General features: G+C 51.4%; 17 protein-coding genes and 1 riboswitch. Of the genes, 12 read left to right on the plus strand and 5 right to left on the minus strand.

Annotated features, from left to right (window positions below):
- The first annotated feature begins 36 nt into the window (after positions 1 to 36).
- The gene (locus QQK89_RS08025; protein ID WP_284238003.1) at positions 37 to 243 is read left to right on the plus strand and encodes a cold-shock protein; all 207 of its coding nucleotides are present in this window, start codon (positions 37 to 39) and stop codon (positions 241 to 243) included.
- A gap of 44 nt (positions 244 to 287) precedes the next feature.
- Here the strand turns inward: QQK89_RS08025 and QQK89_RS08030 are convergent, their stop codons facing one another.
- Entirely contained in the window at positions 288 to 584 is a 297-nt protein-coding gene (locus QQK89_RS08030; protein WP_284238004.1) for a hypothetical protein, read from the minus strand.
- A 173-nt stretch (positions 585 to 757) separates the two neighbouring features.
- On the opposite strand from QQK89_RS08030, the gene QQK89_RS08035 reads away from it, so the two are divergent.
- From QQK89_RS08035 to QQK89_RS08045, 3 genes are all read left to right on the plus strand, one after another.
- Positions 758 to 1,558, plus strand: coding sequence for a (2Fe-2S)-binding protein (locus tag QQK89_RS08035; protein WP_284238005.1), 801 nt, complete (start codon positions 758 to 760; stop codon positions 1,556 to 1,558).
- 199 nt (positions 1,559 to 1,757) lie between these two features.
- Entirely contained in the window at positions 1,758 to 3,038 is a 1,281-nt protein-coding gene (locus QQK89_RS08040; protein WP_284238006.1) for an ArsB/NhaD family transporter, read from the plus strand.
- Positions 3,039 to 3,076: 38 nt separating this feature from the next.
- Positions 3,077 to 3,361, plus strand: coding sequence for a hypothetical protein (locus tag QQK89_RS08045; protein WP_284238007.1), 285 nt, complete (start codon positions 3,077 to 3,079; stop codon positions 3,359 to 3,361).
- Between the two features lie 47 nt (positions 3,362 to 3,408).
- Here the strand turns inward: QQK89_RS08045 and QQK89_RS08050 are convergent, their stop codons facing one another.
- Both QQK89_RS08050 and QQK89_RS08055 read right to left on the minus strand, forming a co-directional pair.
- Positions 3,409 to 4,845 (minus strand): spore germination protein, encoded by a 1,437-nt coding sequence (locus QQK89_RS08050; protein WP_284238009.1) that lies wholly within the window; start codon positions 4,843 to 4,845, stop codon positions 3,409 to 3,411.
- A 73-nt stretch (positions 4,846 to 4,918) separates the two neighbouring features.
- Positions 4,919 to 5,836 (minus strand): LysR family transcriptional regulator, encoded by a 918-nt coding sequence (locus QQK89_RS08055; RefSeq protein ID WP_284238010.1) that lies wholly within the window; start codon positions 5,834 to 5,836, stop codon positions 4,919 to 4,921.
- 146 nt (positions 5,837 to 5,982) lie between these two features.
- Between QQK89_RS08055 and QQK89_RS08060 the strand changes: the two genes are divergently transcribed.
- The 3 genes from QQK89_RS08060 (at position 5,983) to QQK89_RS08070 (ending at position 7,891) form a co-directional block, all read left to right on the plus strand.
- The gene (locus tag QQK89_RS08060) at positions 5,983 to 6,738 is read left to right on the plus strand and encodes an SDR family NAD(P)-dependent oxidoreductase (protein ID WP_284238011.1); all 756 of its coding nucleotides are present in this window, start codon (positions 5,983 to 5,985) and stop codon (positions 6,736 to 6,738) included.
- 54 nt (positions 6,739 to 6,792) lie between these two features.
- Complete coding sequence (locus tag QQK89_RS08065; RefSeq protein WP_284238012.1) at positions 6,793 to 7,536, plus strand: SDR family NAD(P)-dependent oxidoreductase; 744 nt, start codon at positions 6,793 to 6,795, stop codon at positions 7,534 to 7,536.
- Positions 7,537 to 7,612: 76 nt separating this feature from the next.
- Complete coding sequence (locus tag QQK89_RS08070) at positions 7,613 to 7,891, plus strand: hypothetical protein (protein ID WP_284238013.1); 279 nt, start codon at positions 7,613 to 7,615, stop codon at positions 7,889 to 7,891.
- A gap of 64 nt (positions 7,892 to 7,955) precedes the next feature.
- On the opposite strand, the gene QQK89_RS08075 is transcribed toward QQK89_RS08070, so the two are convergent.
- Positions 7,956 to 9,068, minus strand: a complete 1,113-nt coding sequence (locus QQK89_RS08075; RefSeq protein WP_284238014.1) for a PdaC/SigV domain-containing protein — start codon at positions 9,066 to 9,068, stop codon at positions 7,956 to 7,958.
- A gap of 816 nt (positions 9,069 to 9,884) precedes the next feature.
- On the opposite strand from QQK89_RS08075, the gene bglX reads away from it, so the two are divergent.
- Positions 9,885 to 12,110: a beta-glucosidase BglX gene (gene bglX / locus QQK89_RS08080; protein ID WP_434481636.1), complete on the plus strand. Its 2,226-nt coding sequence runs from the start codon at positions 9,885 to 9,887 to the stop codon at positions 12,108 to 12,110.
- A 295-nt stretch (positions 12,111 to 12,405) separates the two neighbouring features.
- Positions 12,406 to 12,599: riboswitch (cyclic di-AMP (ydaO/yuaA leader) on the plus strand.
- A 151-nt stretch (positions 12,600 to 12,750) separates the two neighbouring features.
- Positions 12,751 to 14,577 carry an APC family permease gene (locus QQK89_RS08085; RefSeq protein ID WP_284238016.1) on the plus strand — a complete coding sequence of 609 codons (1,827 nt, stop codon included), beginning with the start codon at positions 12,751 to 12,753 and terminating at the stop codon, positions 14,575 to 14,577.
- 44 nt (positions 14,578 to 14,621) lie between these two features.
- On the opposite strand, the gene QQK89_RS08090 is transcribed toward QQK89_RS08085, so the two are convergent.
- Positions 14,622 to 15,080 carry an Lrp/AsnC family transcriptional regulator gene (locus QQK89_RS08090; protein ID WP_284238017.1) on the minus strand — a complete coding sequence of 153 codons (459 nt, stop codon included), beginning with the start codon at positions 15,078 to 15,080 and terminating at the stop codon, positions 14,622 to 14,624.
- Positions 15,081 to 15,392: 312 nt separating this feature from the next.
- On the opposite strand from QQK89_RS08090, the gene QQK89_RS08095 reads away from it, so the two are divergent.
- Genes QQK89_RS08095 through QQK89_RS08105 form a run of 3 tightly spaced genes read left to right on the plus strand, consistent with a single transcriptional unit; the run spans position 15,393 to position 18,906 of the window.
- Complete coding sequence (locus tag QQK89_RS08095; RefSeq protein WP_284238018.1) at positions 15,393 to 16,778, plus strand: amidohydrolase family protein; 1,386 nt, start codon at positions 15,393 to 15,395, stop codon at positions 16,776 to 16,778.
- Positions 16,779 to 16,798: 20 nt separating this feature from the next.
- Positions 16,799 to 17,971: an ABC transporter permease gene (locus tag QQK89_RS08100; RefSeq protein WP_284238019.1), complete on the plus strand. Its 1,173-nt coding sequence runs from the start codon at positions 16,799 to 16,801 to the stop codon at positions 17,969 to 17,971.
- Positions 17,968 to 18,906: an ABC transporter permease gene (locus QQK89_RS08105; protein ID WP_284238020.1), complete on the plus strand. Its 939-nt coding sequence runs from the start codon at positions 17,968 to 17,970 to the stop codon at positions 18,904 to 18,906. The genes QQK89_RS08100 and QQK89_RS08105 overlap by 4 nt, the downstream gene beginning before the upstream one ends.
- Positions 18,907 to 18,914: the final 8 nt, after the last annotated feature.

An 18,914-nucleotide genomic window follows, 5' to 3' on the forward strand; every position in this document is an offset into this window, starting at 1 on the left:
TCATTACGATAACAGATCATAGGGAAGAGGGATACGATGTATTCTCGGAAAAAGACGGTTGAAGAACTGCCTACTGAACTGACAGTAGTATGGTCATGCTCAAGCGAGGAATGCAAGGGCTGGATGAGGGATAACTTCTCCTTGTCCGAAGCGCCGGTATGCTTCCTATGCCAATCCCCCATGGTCAAAGAAGAAAGAATGCTGGCTGTCGTAGCGAATACGAGCTTCAGCCATCAGAAATAAATTGCTCAAAAGCATCTCCTTCGCTGAAGGAGATGCTTTTTTTTCTACCTCGCCGCCACGCCGCGGCCGATCCCCGCAGCTACACGCGCCAATCCGTACACCATCAAATACCCGGTACTAATAATAAAAGTTGGCGATTCCAGCACCGAATGAATCTCGGTCATGTACACCGTATTGTCCATAATCGTCCGAGTAGCGGATGTGGCGATGACGGTGGACGCGAGGAAGATCGCTATTGCGGCAAGGCCGCCAAGCAGCTTCCTTCCCGTATCGCTTCGGTAACTGATCCAACCCACAATAGCAGCACCAATCGCTAATCCTACGCCTATAATAATCTCCATATCGAAAGTTCACCTCTCTTAACAGCTTGAGGCAAAGTCCCCATTCTTATGCGGAACAAATTGACAGCTTTTTTGAGAATCGTTATCATATAAGAGGATTATATACATAGGATGGAAAAGGCAGGTCTATGGGCTCTAAGCCCATGGGATTAATGAAACGGAGGTCGGAGCTGTTGTTCGATTTTTCAATCGTGAAGATGTATTATCATATTTCGCCCGAGGGGGCGGATCATCCGATTTATGAAATACCGGCAACGGGCTTTTTTGATCCTGTCATCCTGCAAGAGGCACTGAAGCGGACGGGAGATTCCGTGCAAGCGATCTCGAATGCGCTTCCGGCTTCGTTCATCGGAACGTCGTTATGCAAAGTAAGCATTGTACAGCTGCTATTCGTATCGATGTATCAGCAGTTATTGGATATGTATCCGGATAATTTGAATTACCAGCTTGAGCTGCATGACGATCATGCCCATATCGGCTATCAAATAAAAGAGCTTCGCTTCGTATCGGTTCCAACTGATCCTGAAGAGCGCAAAGTTTTCCTGCTCCAGCATTGGGAGGAGTTCTTCACGAATTTCGTTACGCCTGCCATTGAAGTAATTGCGGAAGCCGGAGAGTTGAAGCCGGATGCGATCTGGCAGCAGTTCAGCGGTCATCTGAAGATGACGCAGGACTTTATCGCGGAGCATATGAACATGCCTGCTCTCACGGAACAGTTCCTGGAAGACGGCAAGCTGCTCGCGGAATTCCTCGACCCTGCTTTGTTCAACCGCAGGAGGAATCCGTATGTGCTGGTGAAGCCGCGTTATGTGGAGAACCCGTATAATCCGGAGGAGAAATGGCTGATGCATTCCTCTTGCTGCATGTACGACCGCCGCGAGAACGGCACGAAATGCTACACTTGCCCGCGTATGACGGATGAAGAACGCGAAACAAGAAAATGCGATATTCTCGCCACGGCAGCTGCGCACTAATTCCATTTTCTTTACAGCTTTATCTGAATGAACTATACTTAGGTAACTAATTTCATAGGGAAGTCACCGGAGGAGCCTGTCACAACAGGCTCCTTTTTGCTGTTTATTTTACAATTTATCCCATTTGAATTTCGATAACGTAACACGAGATACAGGGGAATAATAAATGTAGTAGCGAGCTACAACGGGAGGGTCAACGATGGAACAACAGGCTGTTTGGGCTATTATTATTTTTCTTGTTTCCTATGCGCTTATCATTTCGGAGAAAATTCACCGGACCATTATTGCGATGATTGGAGGGCTGCTCGTTGTTGGGTTCGGAATTGTGGACCAGGAAACGGCGCTCCATCATATCGACTTCAATACGCTCGGATTATTGATCGGGATGATGATTATCGTCTCGATTACGGCAGATACCGGATTGTTCAAGTACATAGCCGTATGGGCGGCGAAAAAAGCGAAAGGAAAACCCGTCGCAATCATGATTGTGTTGGCGCTTATTACAGCTGTTGGCTCGGCGTTCCTGGATAACGTGACGACCATTCTTCTTATGGTACCGGTGACCTTCAGCATTACGAGGCAGCTTAGAGTAACGCCAATTCCTTTTCTGATTACGCAAGTGATTGCCTCGAACGTTGGGGGGACGGCTACCCTGATCGGAGATCCGCCAAACATTATGATTGGCAGTGCGGTCAAAGAGCTTACGTTTGCGGCTTTTATCAGCAATCTCGCTCCCATTGTCGTTGTGATTATGGCGGTCTACATACCGCTCTTTATTCTGATCTTCCGAAAAAAAATCCAAACGACCCCGGAACGCATCCAGAATATTATGGACCTGGAATTAACGGGGCTAATTAATGACAAGAAACTGCTTATCAAATGTCTGGTCGTATTGGGACTGACGATTATGACGTTTTTCCTGCATCAGCTTATTCATGTGGAGTCGGCGGCCGTCGCTTTGGCCGGAGCGTTCCTGCTGTTGCTCATGACGGGTGAACACCGGATGGAAGAAGCTTTCACCAAGGTCGAGTGGACGACGATCTTCTTCTTTATCGGATTGTTTGTCCTCGTATCCGGACTCGTTGAGACAGGAGTTATTGCGGACCTTGCTGCCAAAGCCATCGACGTAACGGACGGCGATCCGGTCGCAACATCGATGCTTATCTTATGGCTCAGCGCGATTGCGTCGGCGTTCCTCGATAATATTCCGTTTGTGGCAACGATGATTCCGATGATTCAGGAGATGGGCAACATGGGGGTAGATAATCTGGAGCCGCTCTGGTGGAGCCTGGCGCTTGGCGCATGCCTTGGGGGCAACGGCACGCTGATTGGCGCGAGCGCCAATCTCATTGCGGCGGGGATGTCCGCGAAGGAAGGGTATCCGATCAAGTTCGTCGCTTATCTCAAAATCGCATTTCCGCTAATGCTGTTATCCATTGTTTTATGCAGCGGGTATATCTATCTAAGGTATTTAATCTGATCAAGGAAATTTAATCTGATGAAGGAAGGGTGAACGGCATGAAGCTGGTCTACCATTACGATCCTCGAATCTTGACAATGGAGGAGAGCGCCAACGAGGAAGATATCGAATTTACGCTTGGGCTGTTGGATGATCATGAGGACATGGTGCCGAGACTGAAGGCGGTTCGGAGGCATTTCGAGGACAATGAAGTGTACACGGATGCTTTGTTTTATTCGTTTCCCGATCACCGGTATAGCGCGATTGTGAGACGGGATTACTATACGGACTTCGTGCTGCAGCTGATGAAACACCGGATTGTCACGCGCGTGGAGTGGGTATGAAAAAAGAGGTTGTCCAGTTGAGTACTGGGCAGCCTCTTTTCATGGGGCTAATCGTCTTCGGTTGTATACGAATGCTTGCTGTTAAGCAGCTTCTTCAGATCCCCGCGGAATAGCGTATCCTTCAGTTCCCTCGGCTTAAACGGAATGAGCGGCGACAAATAAGGGACGCCGGCGCTTTTGAGCTGAACCATATAGAAGACCAGCAGCGTACTCCCCACGATGATTCCGGGGAAATCCAGAAAGGCTCCAATAAGCAGAAAAGCAACCCTTAGAATGGTGATGGCCGCCAATACTTTGTTGGCAATCAGGAAGGTGAACAAGAAGGTGACGGCCACGATAATTAAGGCAAAGGGATGCGTTAACTTCGCTTTGACCAGAGAGTCGCCAATCGTAATCGTACCGACCAAAGAGACTAAGAGCACCACGCTTTGCGGGAGGCGGAACGTAATATCAATCAAAACCTTGAACAGCAGGATGAGCAGAAGCATTTCAAATATCGGGCTAAGCAACGTTCCTTTGGGGAGAAGAGCTTTCGCCACGGCATCCGGAATTTCGCTCCTATGCCACATGGTTATCGTAACAAACACGGCCGGTGTATAAATCGCCATAAAAAAGCCGAAAAACCGGATCAGACGGTTAGACAATTTGCCGTATTTGGTGTAGTAATCGTCAGGAGCTTGCATGTTATCCATGAAGAGCGAAGGAACGATAATGGCGCGAGGCGTGCCGTCTACAAGAATGGCGACTCTTCCTTCATAGAGGGAAGTCGCAACGGTGTCCGGCCGTTCCGCTGTTTTGCTAAGTGGAAATAAGCTTTTTCGCGCTTCCAGCGCTTCTTCAACAATTCGGGATTCCGGTACGTATTTCACCTTCAAGCTGTCGATGTGTTTCTGGACGAACTTCAAGATCTCTTGATCTACAACGCCGTCAATGTACAGGATTGAAATATTTGTTTTGGACAAGGTGCCAAGCTGACTCGTTTCTACGCACAAATCCGGTGTTTTGATGAAACTCCGGAGCAGATTGATGTTGGAGGTCATTTTCTCCGTGAGACCTAGAATTGGGCCTCGGGGAGCGCGCTCGGATATCGGCTGCGCGATACCTCTCTCCTTCCACTCCGCGACATCCACGATAATGGCTTTCGAGTACCCTTCCAAGAGCAAGGCGGCTTTGCCCTGTATGAGGCCATCGGATAACTCTTGGAACTCATAGGTAGCGGAGACATCCGTAGCTTCAATCACGCTGGCCATAATAAAGTCGATCAACTCGCGCTCCACGGGCGACATATGCAGAAGAGGGCGAATGACCGATTCTTGCAGCCGTACGCTGTCGATTAAACCGTCTATGTAGAGAATAGAAGCCTTCAAATGGGCAACTTGAAGATCCCGTATTTTCAAATCGGTCGTATGGTGAAAACGTTGCATGATGACGTTCAGATTATCGTCCAATGGCTTCTGGAGCACAGTCGGTTCCGATCCGGTCATGGTGCAGCTCCTTCCTGTTCTTTCCTACCTCTATACAGGTTGAAGCAAATCGGTCGTTCTTATGCGCATTTCTTCATTTCAATTCATTGGAGGAGGCGGGGAACTGGAGTTGCAGCCTTTGGATAAAAGTTTTGATGATTTTGGAGCTGGTCTTGCTCTTCGCCTGCATCCAGCCAAGCGGCACGGGAGGGGCGGTAGGCAAATCAATGTCCAGCACTTTATAGGTGGGATAGTTCTGATAATTGCCGTAGTTGAACGAATAGTTCAGTCCGAGCGTAATCGCGAGCTGATCGTCAATCGCCTGCCGGATGGCCTCAATGTTATTGGTCGTGAACAGCACGCTTGCTGAGCCGTAACGTTCGTTCAGGTGCTTGATATACCAGTCGATATAATCCTCGTTGTACAGCGCGAGCGGGTACCGCAACAGATCTTCCGCCGTGATCCGGTCGCGCAGGGCAAGCGGACTGGTTTTGTTAACGCAGCAAGCCATCCTGACATCCATTACTTTGGTGAACTTCAGTCCCTCAACGCTTGGCTGGAGATCCTCGTAGAGGACAAGCAGACCAAGATCGATTTTGTCCTGGTGGATGCTTGTGATCATCTCCTGGGAATGAGTCTCCGAGATTTCAATCCGGATATTCGGAAAATCCCGCTTAAATGCCGCAACCGTCTTCACGAGCAGCGACATCGGACCGGGGATTGTTGCGATGCGAAGCTCGCCGCTGACCGTATTGGTGAAGCTTTGTGCTTCTTCGCGGAGCTCTCGCACTTTTTCGATAATCTCGCTTGCCTTCTCGATCAGAATGATGCCTTCCGCCGTCGGGAACGTTCCGTGCCTGGACCTTGTGAACATCTTCACGCCAAGCTCGGTCTCCAGATGAGTGATGGATTGGCTGATGGCGGGCAACGTAACATGCAGATTGTTCGAAGCGGCCGAGATGGATTTGACTTTGGCTACCTCGAGAACATACTCCAGTTGGTCGATATTCATAATCGGATCCTCTTTCCTTCAATTTTATTTAACGTACCGTAAATTTAACTAAATTTATTATTACACTAAACCGTCCTATACTTGAATTGTAAGTTACATTTCTTATTTCCACGCGAATGACAATATAGAGAAGGATGGTGCTTGGTATGCGTCTAGAAGGCAAAGTTGCGGTAATTACGGGTGCGGGTACCGGGATTGGCAAATCGACGGCTCTTCGTTTCGCCAAAGAAGGAGCGAAGGTTGTTATTACGGATATTAATGAGGCAAGCGTGCGGCAGACCGCTGACGAGATCGTACAGCTGGGAGGCGAGGCGCTGGCGTTACGCCATGACGTAGGCAGCGAGGACAATTGGGTTCAAGTGGTGGAAGAAGCCGTTAAGACGTACGGAACGATTGATGTCTTGTTCAACAACGCGGGCATTTATGTCATTAAGCCTCTGTTTGATACAACGGTAGAAGACTGGAACCGTCTGATGAACATCAACGTGACGAGCGTCTTCCTCGGCATGAAACATGTCATTCCGGTGATGCTGAAGCAACAGCGCGGTTCGGTTATTAATGCTTCGTCGATCGCAGGAATTGGCGGTTCTCCAAACCATGTTCTGTACGGCGCGAGCAAAGGCGCGGTTCGGACGATGACCAAAGACGTAGCCATGGAGTTTGCAACGCAAGGCGTGCGGGTCAACTCGATCCATCCGGGGTACATTAATACGGCTATGGTGGACTACGCGGCGGCAACAACGCATCGCGATAAGGAAGCACTGGGACAAGCCGTTTCGCCTCTTGGCCGCGTAGGAAACGTGGATGAAGTATCGAATCTCGTTCTGTTCCTGGCTTCGGACGAATCGTCCTATATGACGGGCACCGAGATGGTAATCGACGGCGGCGCGATGGCTAGATAAGTCTTTTTTATAACTCAATAATTCATATTGCTCATACAAGAGGAGGAACTAGATATGCGTTTTCAAGATAAAGTAGCGGTTGTAACGGGCGGTGCTAGCGGAATTGGGGAAGCGACCGTTCGCGCTTTCGCGGCTGAAGGGGCGAAAGTCGTCATTGCGGACTTTTCCGAGCGTGGCACAGAGGTAGCCGAAGAGCTGAACAAACAAGGGCTGGATGCCTATTTCGTCAAAACGGACGTAACGAATGAAGATAGCGTCAAAGCGATGGTAGATGCAACGGTTGAGAAATACGGCAAGCTGGATATTATGTTTGCGAATGCCGGCATCGGCGCCGAAGGCCAGTCGCATGAGCTGGAGCTGAAGGATTGGCAGCGGATGATCGATATCAACCTGACCGGCGTGTTCTTAAGCGACAAGTATGCGATTGCTCAAATGCTGAAGCAAGGGACAGGCGGAGCGATCGTAAACTGCGGCTCGATCCACAGCCATGTGGCGCGTAATACGATTCCGGCTTATGCGGCGGCAAAAGGCGGCGTGAAGCTGCTGACGCAAAGCAACGGCATAGCGTATGCACAGCAAAACATTCGCGTAAACGCGATTTGTCCGGGTTATATCGATACTCCGCTTCTCAAAGACGCAAGCGATGAAGCGCGCAACTATCTGGTGAGCCTGCATCCGATGGGCCGTCTCGGCAAAGCGGAGGAAATCGCGAAATCCGTGCTTTTCCTTGCGAGTGATGACGCTTCATTCGTAACGGGAACAACGCTGACGGTAGACGGCGGTTATACCGCGCAGTAACGGGCTTTTTTGAATCTGACCTCCGGAATGGTACAATAGTCCAAGAATTGAATTTTTCGAGGAGTTGTCCATACCAATGAGCGAATTAAACGAAAAAGAATTAGTGAGTTACCTTGCGGAGCGTACGAAGGTACCTGCTGCAACGATTAGCCTTGTGCTGAAGCACGAGCAGGCTTTTATTGAAAAGGCGCAAAGCTCGGCCAAAGGCGAGATAGTTGATATCGACAGCGATGAGCTGGTGGATTATGTGCTGAAGCAGCGCGATGTGAAGCTCGATGAACTAACCGTTGAGAAAATTCTCGATATGGAGATGGATTATCTCGTCGAGAACGGCTTAGCGGAGCAAGAAGACTAAGCGATAATTATGAAGAAGGAAAGGCCATCTGCCCGGTTGGGGAGATGGCCTTCTTTTCTTTTGTTTAACCTGCAATGGTAACCGAGTTGTCGGTGGTGTTGTTTTTCAGATCAAGCTGAAGAATCTTGCTGAAAAACTCATCCGGCACATAAAGCGAACCTTTTATGAATTTAGGAGCGGCAAACAGCTCGATTGGAGCCATTTTATTGATGATGTAGCTGTTTTTGCCTTGTGTGACGGATGTCCACTGCGCATCGCGGGAAATTTCCGCGCTTTGCGTTTTGTTGCTCCATTTCACTTTGTAGCCGAGTGCCTCTGCCGCTTTGCGGAGCGGTACGAAATGCGAGCCGTTCGGGCCGGCAGCCAAATCTTTGGTCGATAGCGTGAAGGATGGGCCAACCGATGTCGTCTCGTCTACCGGGATATTGATAATGCCGCCGGCATAAGGCGCAATCTCGTATTGTTGGAAGACCAGATTAACAATGCCTTTGCCATCGACGAAGTAAGTATGATCGGCGTCGATCTTGAATGTTGTGCTCGCATCCCAGAAGAAATTATCCGGGTTTTTGCTGATTGTATAACGCACTGCGCTGTTCGCGGCCGCAAACCCGCCATCGCCAAGCGCTTGCTCAAGCGTGAGCTCGGCAGCTTGCTGGCTGTTGACGATATTGTAGCCTTCTACGGCTGTTCCGCCATGAGCGCCGCCGGTGAATTCATAAGTAGAAACGGTGAACGACACAATCCCTTTGGTAGCGGTGCTGCCGTCGGCTTTGAGCTCGTAGGATACGTTAAATTCATAAGCGCGGAACGGATAATCGTTCTCTTCAGCGGATTTTTTATCTTCGGCTGCGAGCGCTTTGAGGCGGTCGACCTCTTTTGTCGCTTTTTGCTCGATGCTGGCGTTGAGTTTATCTTGATAAGCCGTGTCGAGCATGCCGCTGATGACAGGTACGGAAATTTTGACGGTGAGCAAGTCGGAAGTTTCGTCAATTGTTTTTGTCGTTACTTTTACTGCTTGCGTATCGGGAAGCGTCGCGCTGATTGGCACGGCTGTAATCGGTTGTGCAGTTACGGTAACGGGCGTTGCTTCTTGGGCAGCCATTGCGAGAGCTGGCGTAAAGGCAAGCAGGCAGGAGCCGGCAACGGCGATCGTAAGCATTTTGAATGGTTTTTTCATGGTGGGTGGCCTCCTAGGCTAGGTTCGATTGATGAAGACAACAAGTAGACGGATCAACGTATAAAAAAGTTTCAGGCCTAAAATAATTTTATTTGTACATGTACGGCTCTGCCGATCCCTATGTATATTGCACCGAGATTATGGCAGAACATAGAAGCCTCTTCCATATCTTTAACCAGCTTTGCGTGTGTTGAACCGTGGTGAACTAACTAGTCACTCAAGTCCCTCCACCGCCGCGTTGCACAAAATACAGCATGTTGGACCCTGTCAGCCTATTCACCAGATATATCCTGTATAAAGTGCAGGATATATGCCGAAAATGGCCATTTTGAGCCTAAAATAGGCGAATATCCTGTATTCCGTACAGTATAAACGGCTTATTTGCATAATTGGGGCAATTATTCTGTACTTGGTGCAATGTAGCAGATTGTTTAGGGTGAAGTAACAATGAGGGTGTATTAGTTGGGCTCTTGCGGCAGCGAGCTATGCGGCCCACCGGGCCTGCGAGCAACAAAGAGGTCCCCTCCCAGCCGGATGGCGGCGAGGTGGCCAGGGGTTTGGGGCGGGGCGCCGGCCCGGCGAGCGGAGCGAAAGGCATGCTCCTCTCGAAGCGAGCGTGCGCCTTTGTGCCCCGGATTTCTACCGCTATAGCGGTAAGTTCCAGGAAATCCGGGGTACACAGCGATCGAAGGAGTATGCCTTTCGCGCAGCGAGATCCGGCCAGCAAGCCCTCAAAAACAACAATCTGGCTAAAGTGAAGAAGCCTTCCGGCCCCTCACTTTAGCCAGATTGTTGATGTTTTCGGCTACAATCGATATGTTGCTGCCGTGCGGCAGTCGATATAATAAAAGAGTAGCAAAATTATTTTATTGGAGGGTTAATCAAGTGCCAAACCTGACCGCTTTACTCGAGAAGATGACATTGGAAGAAAAAATATTTCAGCTCATGCAGCTGACCCCGAATTTCCTGAGCGAAGACGATGCAAACCTGACCGGGCCGCTTGCTTGGATGGGCGTAACGGAGAACATGGCAAGCAACGTTGGTTCCGTCCTGAGCGCCGTTGGTGCGAAGGAAACAATCGCTTTGCAGAAACAATACATGGAGAACAGCCGTCTAGGCATTCCTCTGTTGCTTATGGCGGACATTATCCACGGTTACCGCACGATATTCCCGGTTACGCTGGCAATCGGCAGCACGTGGGACATGGAATTGGCGGAAAAAAGCGCCGCGATTGCCGCGAAAGAATCCGCGGTAACCGGCATTCATGTGACCTTCGCGCCGATGGTGGACCTGGTCCGCGATCCGCGCTGGGGCCGCGTGATGGAGTCGACGGGCGAAGACCCATATCTCAACAGCGAATATGCCCGGGCTTTCGTAAGAGGTTTCCAAGGGGATGATCTCGCCGGCGATATGGACCGGATCGCGGCATGCGTGAAGCATTTTGCCGCTTACGGCGCTGCCGAAGGCGGACGCGATTACAACACGGTGAACATGTCTGAGAGACAACTGCGCGAGACTTATCTTCCGGCTTACAAAGCCGCGCTGGAGGAAGGCTGCGAGATGGTCATGACGGCGTTCAATACGGTGGACGGCATCCCAGCGACCGGCAACAAGTGGCTGATGCGCAATCTTCTTCGCGAGGAGTGGGGCTTTGACGGCATGCTGATCTCCGACTGGGGCGCGGTAAGCGAGATGATCCCGCATGGCGTTGCGGCGGATGGGGCAGAGGCAGCCAAGAAAGCTATTGAAGCCGGCGTTGACATGGAGATGATGACGTCCAATTACGCCAATCATTTGAAGGATCTCGTAGAAGCTGGCGAAGTGGACATCAAGCTGATTGATGAGTCCGTGCTGCGCATTCTGAAGCTGAAGGACAAGCTAGGTCTCTTCGAGAATCCGTACCGCGCGGCAAGCGAGGAGCGGGAGAAAGAAGTCCTGTTATGCGACGAGCACCGGGCAGCAGCCCGCGAGATCGCGGCTAAGTCTTTCGTCCTACTGAAGAATGAAGAGCAAGTGCTGCCGCTTCGCGTTGGGCAAAAGCTGGCGCTGATCGGGCCATTCGCCCAAAACGGCGATATTCTGGGGCCGTGGTCGATTTGGGGCAAGCAGGAAGAAGCGGCGCAAGTGTATGCTGGCCTGTCTGCGCGCGCTGGCGAAGATGCGGTTATCGTAGCTAGGGGCTGCGATATCGAATTCGCGACCGAAGAGCAGCTGCAAGAAGCGATCGCTGCCGCCAAGCAATCCGATGTGATTGTGCTCGCCCTTGGCGAAAGCTCCGAGATGAGCGGGGAAGCGGGAAGCCGCGGCGATATCCGCCTGCCGCAAGCGCAGCTTGATTTGATCCAGAAGCTGAAGCCGCTCGGCAAACCAATGGTAGTGGTGCTGTTTAACGGCCGACCGCTTGATCTGCATGGCGTGCTTGAAGAGACGGATGGGCTTCTCGAAGTTTGGTTCCCGGGAACGGAAGGCGGCCATGCGATTGCCGATGTCTTGTTTGGCGACGTGAATCCGTCCGGTCGTCTGACGATGTCCTTCCCTTATTCCGTTGGCCAAGTTCCGGTCTACTACAACAATTACAATACGGGCCGACCGCTTACGCCGCAGAACGCAAACGAACGTTACGTTTCGAAATACTTGGATATGCCTAACGCGCCGCTATTACCGTTTGGTTACGGCCTCAGCTACACAACGTTCTCCTACAGTGATGCAAGCTTGTCGACCGCCGTTCTGAACGCGGAAGATACGCTACAAGTATCGGTGAACGTGACGAATACCGGTGCGACAGTTGGCGAAGAAGTGGTTCAGCTGTACGTGCGGGATGTCGCGGGAGAAGTCGTGCGTCCGCTGAAGGAGCTGAAGGGCTTCCGGAAGATCAAGCTGCAGCCGGGCGAGACCAAGACGGTTACGTTCGACATCACCGAAGAGCAGCTTCGTTATTATCATGCGGATCTGCAACATAAGAGCGATGCAGGCGAATTTCATGTTTTTGCTGGACCAAATAGCAGAGATGGGGAGCCCCAAGCTTTCCGCCTGCAAAAATAATTCAAAAAAGCGCAATCCGCCAACGGCGGGTTTGCGCTTTTTTTACGAACGGCGACTGATGTAAGGCTATGTCTTAGAGGAACTCGCCAATCTCCTCCAAAATCTAGGAGATACCTCCCGTTTGCATTAAAAAAGAAAGCATGACGGTTATTGCCGGACATTCTCCGCGCGAATCCACTATGTATCCGCATTCATGACCGCAAAACAGCCAAATCCGCTTGAATATGCGAATTTATAGCGGTTTACAGAAAAGGGTGGAGGAGACTATGATCAAATCTGCAACTTAACATCATACGTTCGATAATCGCTGAGTTTCCGATTCAATCGGAAAGCAGGGGAACCAATTGCGATAAAGCCGCAAGCAACATGCGCTTGTCGCCGGGGTGAATCAGCTAGGCCGCCAACCACAAATGAGCAGCCGGCTGTAGGGCGAATCTCTAGACGTCCGAATCCGTCAGCTAACCTTGTAAGCGTGTGTAGAGAGGGTGAACTTCGGTTTTTTTACTAAGACCGCGGAGGATGCTCTGCGGTCTTTTTTTGCGTAAAAGAAAGTAAAGGTGGTTACATTAGCACTGATAAGTGCCCGCGTAACCCAAGATCAGACGTATGTTATTTCACTTCAATGTTGGCGGTGACCTGTGTGTTTACTCTTATCAAAAGATTGCTGATCGGACGTCCCCTCAAATCCACGGAATTAGGGGAACAAAAATTAATCAAGACAAAAGCGCTCGCGATCTTGTCCTCGGATGCTTTATCGTCCGTTGCTTACGGACCGGAGCAGATCCTGCTTGTCCTGATGACCGTAAGCGCGGCAGCGTTTTGGTATTCCATTCCGATTGGGATCGGGGTGCTGGTTTTATTAACGGCACTTATCTTGTCTTACCGGCAAATTATATTTGCCTACCCGCATGGCGGGGGAGCGTATGTGGTATCGAAGGAAAATCTCGGATTATTCCCGGGTCTTATATCGGGCGGTTCACTGCTGGTCGATTATATTTTAACGGTAGCGGTTAGCGTCTCGGCGGGTACGGATGCCATCACTTCGGCATTTCCTAGCTTGCATGAGCATTCGGTTCTCATCTCCGTATTTTTTGTACTCTGCATTACGATATTGAATTTGCGCGGCGTGACGGAATCAGCGTCAATACTCGCTTATCCGGTATATTTGTTCGTGCTGGCCATCGTCATCATGATTATCGTAGGGCTATACAAAATCGCCTCCGGCGATGTATCGCCTGCGCTCCATACGGCGGTAGGCACGCCGGTAGCCGGCATCAGCTTGTTCTTGCTGCTTCGGGCTTTCGCGTCAGGCAGCTCGGCTCTAACCGGGGTTGAGGCGATCTCGAACGCGATTCCGAACTTCAAGGATCCCGCGCCAAACAACGCGGCAAAAACCTTGGCGGCCATGGGCATCCTGTTGTCGATCCTGTTCTCGGGTATCGTGGTGCTGGCTTATTACTACGGCGTTTCGCCGAAGGATGAGGTAACGGTTGTATCGCAGATTGCCGAGGGTATATTCGGACGCAATATTATGTACTATTTTATCCAAGGTACTACGGCACTTATCTTGATTCTGGCGGCCAACACGGGTTACTCGGCTTTCCCGCTGCTGGCGGTTAACTTGGCCAAAGATAAATTTATCCCAAGAATGTTCACGGCACGCGGTGACCGGCTTGGCTATTCGAACGGGATTATCAGCCTCGGGATTCTGTCGATCGTTCTGATCGTTGCGTTCCAGGGCAAAACCGAGCACCTGATTCCGCTCTACGCGGTTGGCGTATTCGTACCGTTCACGTTGTCCCAGACGGGGATGCTCGTGAAGTGGTTCCGCCAGCGGCCGAAGGGTTGGGTTGGCAAGTTCATCATCAACTCGATTGGCGCGTTAATCAGCTTTATCGTCTCGATGATGTTCTTCCTGACGAAATTCGAGCAGGTATGGTCGATTCTGATCTTCCTGCCGCTTATCATCTTTGTGTTCCACCGGATCAAGAAGCATTACGAGGCCGTTGGCGAGCAGCTCCGTCTTGCGACTTGCGAGCCGGTTATGCCGATTGAAGGCAACGTGATGATTTTACCGGTCTCGGGGATTACGCATGTTGTCGAGCATTCGATTCTATACGCCAAGTCGCTTAAGGCTGAGCAGATCATCGCCGTTTACGTTCCTTTTGAGAAAGAGGATGAAACGGTGTTCGAGCAGAAATGGGAGAAGTTCATGCCGGATGTTCGGCTGGTCACCCTGCATTCGCCGTACCGCTCGGTCTCGAATCCGCTCTTCAAGTTTATCGATACGGTGCAGCGCAAGGCGAGCGAGAACAACTACCAAGTAACCGTCGTGATCCCGCAGTTTATTCCGAAGAAAGGCTGGCATAACATTTTGCACAACCAAACGAGCTTAATGCTCCGTACCCAGCTTCTCTACCGGAAGGATGTCATTATTACAACGGTTCCGTACCATCTGAAAAAATAACAAAAAGCCTTAGCCCGCCAGCCGGGTTAAGGCTTTTTTTGTGTCTACAGCTCGAGTCCGGTCCCTTGCTTGAACCGTTTGATCACCATATGGGTATTCACGTTTACGATGCCTTCCAATACATAAATTTTCTTGAACAGAAAATGCTCCAGAGATGCTTCGTCTTTCAATAACGCATGCATGTGCAGCGAGCTTGGTCCCGTCATCTGATAGATGCTGATCACCTCGGGCTCATCCGAGAGCAGAGCGCCGGCCTGCTCGACTAACCTCGGCTCCACCTCCACCTCAAAGAATGCGGAGATCGATTTGCCAAGCCTTGCGGTATTTAGCCGTATCGTGAAGTTCTCGATTATGCCGTTGTCTACCATGGCGTCAACGCGCTTCTGAATCGCTACCCTCGATAGATTAAGGCGTTCGCCAATCTTGGCGTATGACATCCGTCCATTGTCGTGCAGCAGCCGAATAATCTCCTGATCCGTCTCGTCCATGTGCGGTAAATGCATCGAACCACTCCCTTTTCCTCATTCTTGTAAAATATCACGCTTTGCTACTTTACGATAAGTACATGTCAGGTATAGGTTTTCAAAAAAGTTGTTTTTATGTCACTTAATATAACATTAGTAACCAAAGTGGTCTATAGAAGAGATGAAAAAGAACCCAAAAAGCGGGTTTTTGGTTGCGATGTGGTTGACGCTCCTAGGAGTCCTTCTTATACTGATGTCATAAAACATTACACAGTAAACCAAAAACATGCAAAGTGGTTACGAAAACCTTCGAAATACCGGTTATTCAACTTACATGAGGGTGTGATACGCGTGAAAAGGCAGCTGATTCGTAACGGGACGGTCATAACGATGAATGAGGAAATGCAGGTCATTCCGGGCGGTTACGTTCTCCTCGAGGGAGATCTCATTTCAGAGGTTGGAGAGTGGCCAGCGGACGGCTCCAAAGATAGTTTGCTCGGGCAAGTTGATCTTGTCGTGGATGCTGCGGGCAAAGCGGTCATTCCCGGACTGGTGAACGGGCATACGCACTTGTTCCAGACGTTTATCCGCGGCGTATCGGATGATCTGCCGCTTGCAGAGTGGCTTCGCCAAATTATTTGGCCGGCGTCGCTTGCAATGGAAGAAGAGGATTTCTATCTGGCGGCGATGATTGGCTGCATCGAGAATCTGAAATCCGGCGCGACCTACATCATGGACCATCACTACGTACACACCCACGCCGGCAACGATAACGGCGTTCTGCGGGCTATGCGGGAATCGGGAATCCGGGGCCATATGGCTAGAGGCGGGGTTGATCTCAGTTATGAGCCTAGGCTTAGCGAGACGATCGAGCAGATTTTTGACCGTACGGATGACCTGCTGGACCACTGGCAAGGAGCGGCTGAAGGCCGCATCTCCATTGCGCTCGGGCCGCTTAATCTGTATGGCTGCTCGGAAAGCTTCTTGAAGCAGGCGGCCAAATACTGCGAGCGCAACAAGCTGATTACCCATATTCACGTGGCGGAGACCCGGGACCAGATCGATAACACGATGGAGCGGTTTGGGCTGCGGAATTTGGAGTTGGTGGAAGCGGTAGGGCTGTTAAGCCGGCATACGCAGGTGGTACACGGGGTTTGGCTGGATGATGCGGAACTGGATTTGCTGCAAAAGCATGAGGCGACCGTCATCCATTGCCCGGTATCCAATATGTATTTGGCTTCCGGAGTCGCGCGCGTGCCGGAAATGCTGGAGAGAGGGATTAATGTGGCGCTAGGCACGGACGGACCGGGAAGCAACAACTGCCAGGACAATCTCGAGGTGCTGAAGTTCACGGCTTGCCTCCATAAGGTGGATCAGCTGGATTCAACCTTGTTGCCGCCGATGCAGGTGCTGAAGATGGGGACGGTTAACGGGGCGAAAGCGATTGGAAGAGCGCATGATCTAGGCAGTCTAAAGCCAGGGAAAAAAGCCGACATCGTTGTCATTGATCTGCAAAAAGCCCATATTGCGCCGATCCACCGGGTAAGCTCGGCTATCGTCTATAACGCAAACGGCAATGATGTGGACTCCGTATTCGTAAACGGCGAACTTGTTGTCCATCGCGGCAAATGCACGCTTGTGGATGAAGAGGAGATTATTCGCCGGGCGCAAGCGAGGGTGAATGTGCTAAGGCAACGATTAGGTACGGCTTATCCGGTATTCAGCAAGGTGGAATAAAGGGCGGAGGGCGGTTATTCATGAGGGAAGCAAGGAAGGTTAACCTGGCATCGGAACGATGGGTGAAGGCCGTGATTGAAGTTCTATTCTATGGCGGGGCGGTGTTTATTGCGCTGCTCGCCGGAGGACTGGTCATGGCGGCGGCAGGCGTCTCGCCTCTGGAGGCTTACCGGCTGATCTGGGATGGCGCTGTTGGCGACGCGGGCAGCGTGAAGGAGACGCTCGTCAAAGCGACTCCGCTATTGTTCGCGGGACTTTGTTATACGTTTGCTTACCGGTGCGGGTTGTTTAATATCGGTGCCGAAGGCCAGATTTATATCGGGGCGATGACCGGTACGATGGCCGCCCTCTACGTGCCGGGGTTGCCGGGCTACGCACATCTTCCGCTGTGCATCGTAGCCGGCGCGGTTGGCGGAGCGCTCTGGGCTGGAATTGCCGGCGCGCTCAAAATATTCAAAGGCGCCAGCGAGATCATTAACACGATCATGCTGAATTATGTAGGCATTTATCTGGTCAGCTATATGGTGACCGGGCCGATGAAGGACCCTTCCGGTACGCTGCCGCAATCCGCAAGGCTGCCGGAATCGGCACTGCTTGCGAAGCTGTTTGATTCACGGCTGCATTATGGATTTGTCTTGGCCGTTGTGCTCGCGATTATTCTGTACGTTGTGCTGAACCGGACGGTATGGGGATATGAGATCCGGTCGGTGGGCTTCAATAAGCAAGCGACGAAGGTGATGGGCATTCCGGTGAACCGCAATTTGCTTCTTGTGATGCTGGTGAGCGGAGCAATTGCCGGGATTGGCGGATTTGTGGAGATTGCCGGGGTACAGAACCGATTGTTCCAGAACTTCTCGCCGGGTTATGGCTATGACGGCATTGCCGTTGCGCTTGTTGGCGGGGCGCATCCGCTTGGCAATATCGGTTCTGCGATTTTGTTTGGCGGCTTGCGGAGCGGCGCTAACGCGATGCAACGGATGACGGGCACCTCGACTTCGCTCGTATACGTCATCCAAGCGACCATTATCGTGCTTGTCGTGTGCAACCGGTATTGGTTCGGCGGTTGGAAGCGGCAATTGATCGCTTGGCTGGTGAACCGGTACGGCAGCCGGCGTCTCCCGGAAGAACTGCAAACGGCGCATTCGGCATCCGAGGTGAAGATTAGCTTCAATAAAGGGGAGGAAGCGAGATGAACGAGGAAGTGATTGTCAGTTTCTTGGCCTCCGCGATCCGTCTGTCGGTTCCGCTTCTGCTTGCCGCCCTCGGGATTTTGTTCATGTCGCGAAGCGGGATCTTGAACATCGGCATGGAGGGTATGGTGCTTATCGGGGCATTGTCGGGTGTCGTTGGAGCTTATTATTTCGATAGCGCTCCGGCTGGCGTATTGCTAGCTATTCTCGTAACCGGCCTTGTTGGACTGCTGTTTGGTTTCCTCGTCATTACGACGGGGGCGGATCAGGTGGTGATCGGAACGGCGCTGAATCTGTTCGGTTTAGGGCTTACAACGGTGTTTGGCCGGAGTTTGCTTGGCATGGGACAGGAGGCGGTGCAGGTAAAAGGCATTCCGAGCGTGCCGATTCCGCTGCTGAGCGATATTCCGTATATCGGCGACGCTTTGTTTAATCAGAACGTGCTCGCTTATGTCTCTTATTTGCTCGTGCCTGCTGCCGCGTTTATTTTTTACAAGACGAATTGGGGGCTTCAAGTGCGTTCGGTAGGCGAGAACCCGCTCGCGGCGGATACGCTTGGCGTTCGGGTTCACCGCATCCGGTATATCTGCTGCCTCATTGGCGGCATGCTGGCCGGGGTAGCCGGCTGCTCGTTATCGCTTGGCATCTTGAATCAATTCACGGAAAACATGGTGGCGGGGCGCGGATTTATCGCTCTATCGGCCGTCATATTCGGCAAATGGACGCCGCTTGGCACGATGGGCGCCTCGTTGTTGTTCGGCGGAGCGGACGCGCTGCAGCTAAGATTCCAGTCGTTTGGGATCAAGATTCCGTACCAGTTCATGCTGATGTTCCCCTATTTGCTTACGATGGTGGCGCTCGCCTGGTTCTCGGGCAAGAGCAAACAGCCTGCGGCAACGGCCGCTTCCTATAAAAGTCTCGCAGATCGGAGCAGTTAGTTTAGTTA

It is taken from the genome of Paenibacillus glycanilyticus, from assembly GCF_030161375.1.
Classification (GTDB): domain Bacteria; phylum Bacillota; class Bacilli; order Paenibacillales; family Paenibacillaceae; genus Pristimantibacillus; species Pristimantibacillus glycanilyticus_B.

Bases quoted from the DNA above. Each gene is read 5' to 3' on its own strand.
- QQK89_RS08060 (WP_284238011.1), top strand. From the start codon at position 5,983: ATGCGTCTAGAAGGCAAAGTTGCGGTAATTACGGGTGCGGGTACCGGG.
- bglX (WP_434481636.1), top strand. From the start codon at position 9,885: ATGTTGCTGCCGTGCGGCAGTCGATATAATAAAAGAGTAGCAAAATTA.
- QQK89_RS08055 (WP_284238010.1), bottom strand. From the start codon at position 5,836: ATGAATATCGACCAACTGGAGTATGTTCTCGAGGTAGCCAAAGTCAAA.
- QQK89_RS08030 (WP_284238004.1), bottom strand. From the start codon at position 584: ATGGAGATTATTATAGGCGTAGGATTAGCGATTGGTGCTGCTATTGTG.
- QQK89_RS08075 (WP_284238014.1), bottom strand. From the start codon at position 9,068: ATGAAAAAACCATTCAAAATGCTTACGATCGCCGTTGCCGGCTCCTGC.
- QQK89_RS08070 (WP_284238013.1), top strand. From the start codon at position 7,613: ATGAGCGAATTAAACGAAAAAGAATTAGTGAGTTACCTTGCGGAGCGT.
- QQK89_RS08090 (WP_284238017.1), bottom strand. From the start codon at position 15,080: ATGCATTTACCGCACATGGACGAGACGGATCAGGAGATTATTCGGCTG.
- QQK89_RS08065 (WP_284238012.1), top strand. From the start codon at position 6,793: ATGCGTTTTCAAGATAAAGTAGCGGTTGTAACGGGCGGTGCTAGCGGA.
- QQK89_RS08040 (WP_284238006.1), top strand. From the start codon at position 1,758: ATGGAACAACAGGCTGTTTGGGCTATTATTATTTTTCTTGTTTCCTAT.
- QQK89_RS08050 (WP_284238009.1), bottom strand. From the start codon at position 4,845: ATGACCGGATCGGAACCGACTGTGCTCCAGAAGCCATTGGACGATAAT.
- QQK89_RS08105 (WP_284238020.1), top strand. From the start codon at position 17,968: ATGAACGAGGAAGTGATTGTCAGTTTCTTGGCCTCCGCGATCCGTCTG.
- QQK89_RS08100 (WP_284238019.1), top strand. From the start codon at position 16,799: ATGAGGGAAGCAAGGAAGGTTAACCTGGCATCGGAACGATGGGTGAAG.
- QQK89_RS08045 (WP_284238007.1), top strand. From the start codon at position 3,077: ATGAAGCTGGTCTACCATTACGATCCTCGAATCTTGACAATGGAGGAG.
- QQK89_RS08025 (WP_284238003.1), top strand. From the start codon at position 37: ATGTATTCTCGGAAAAAGACGGTTGAAGAACTGCCTACTGAACTGACA.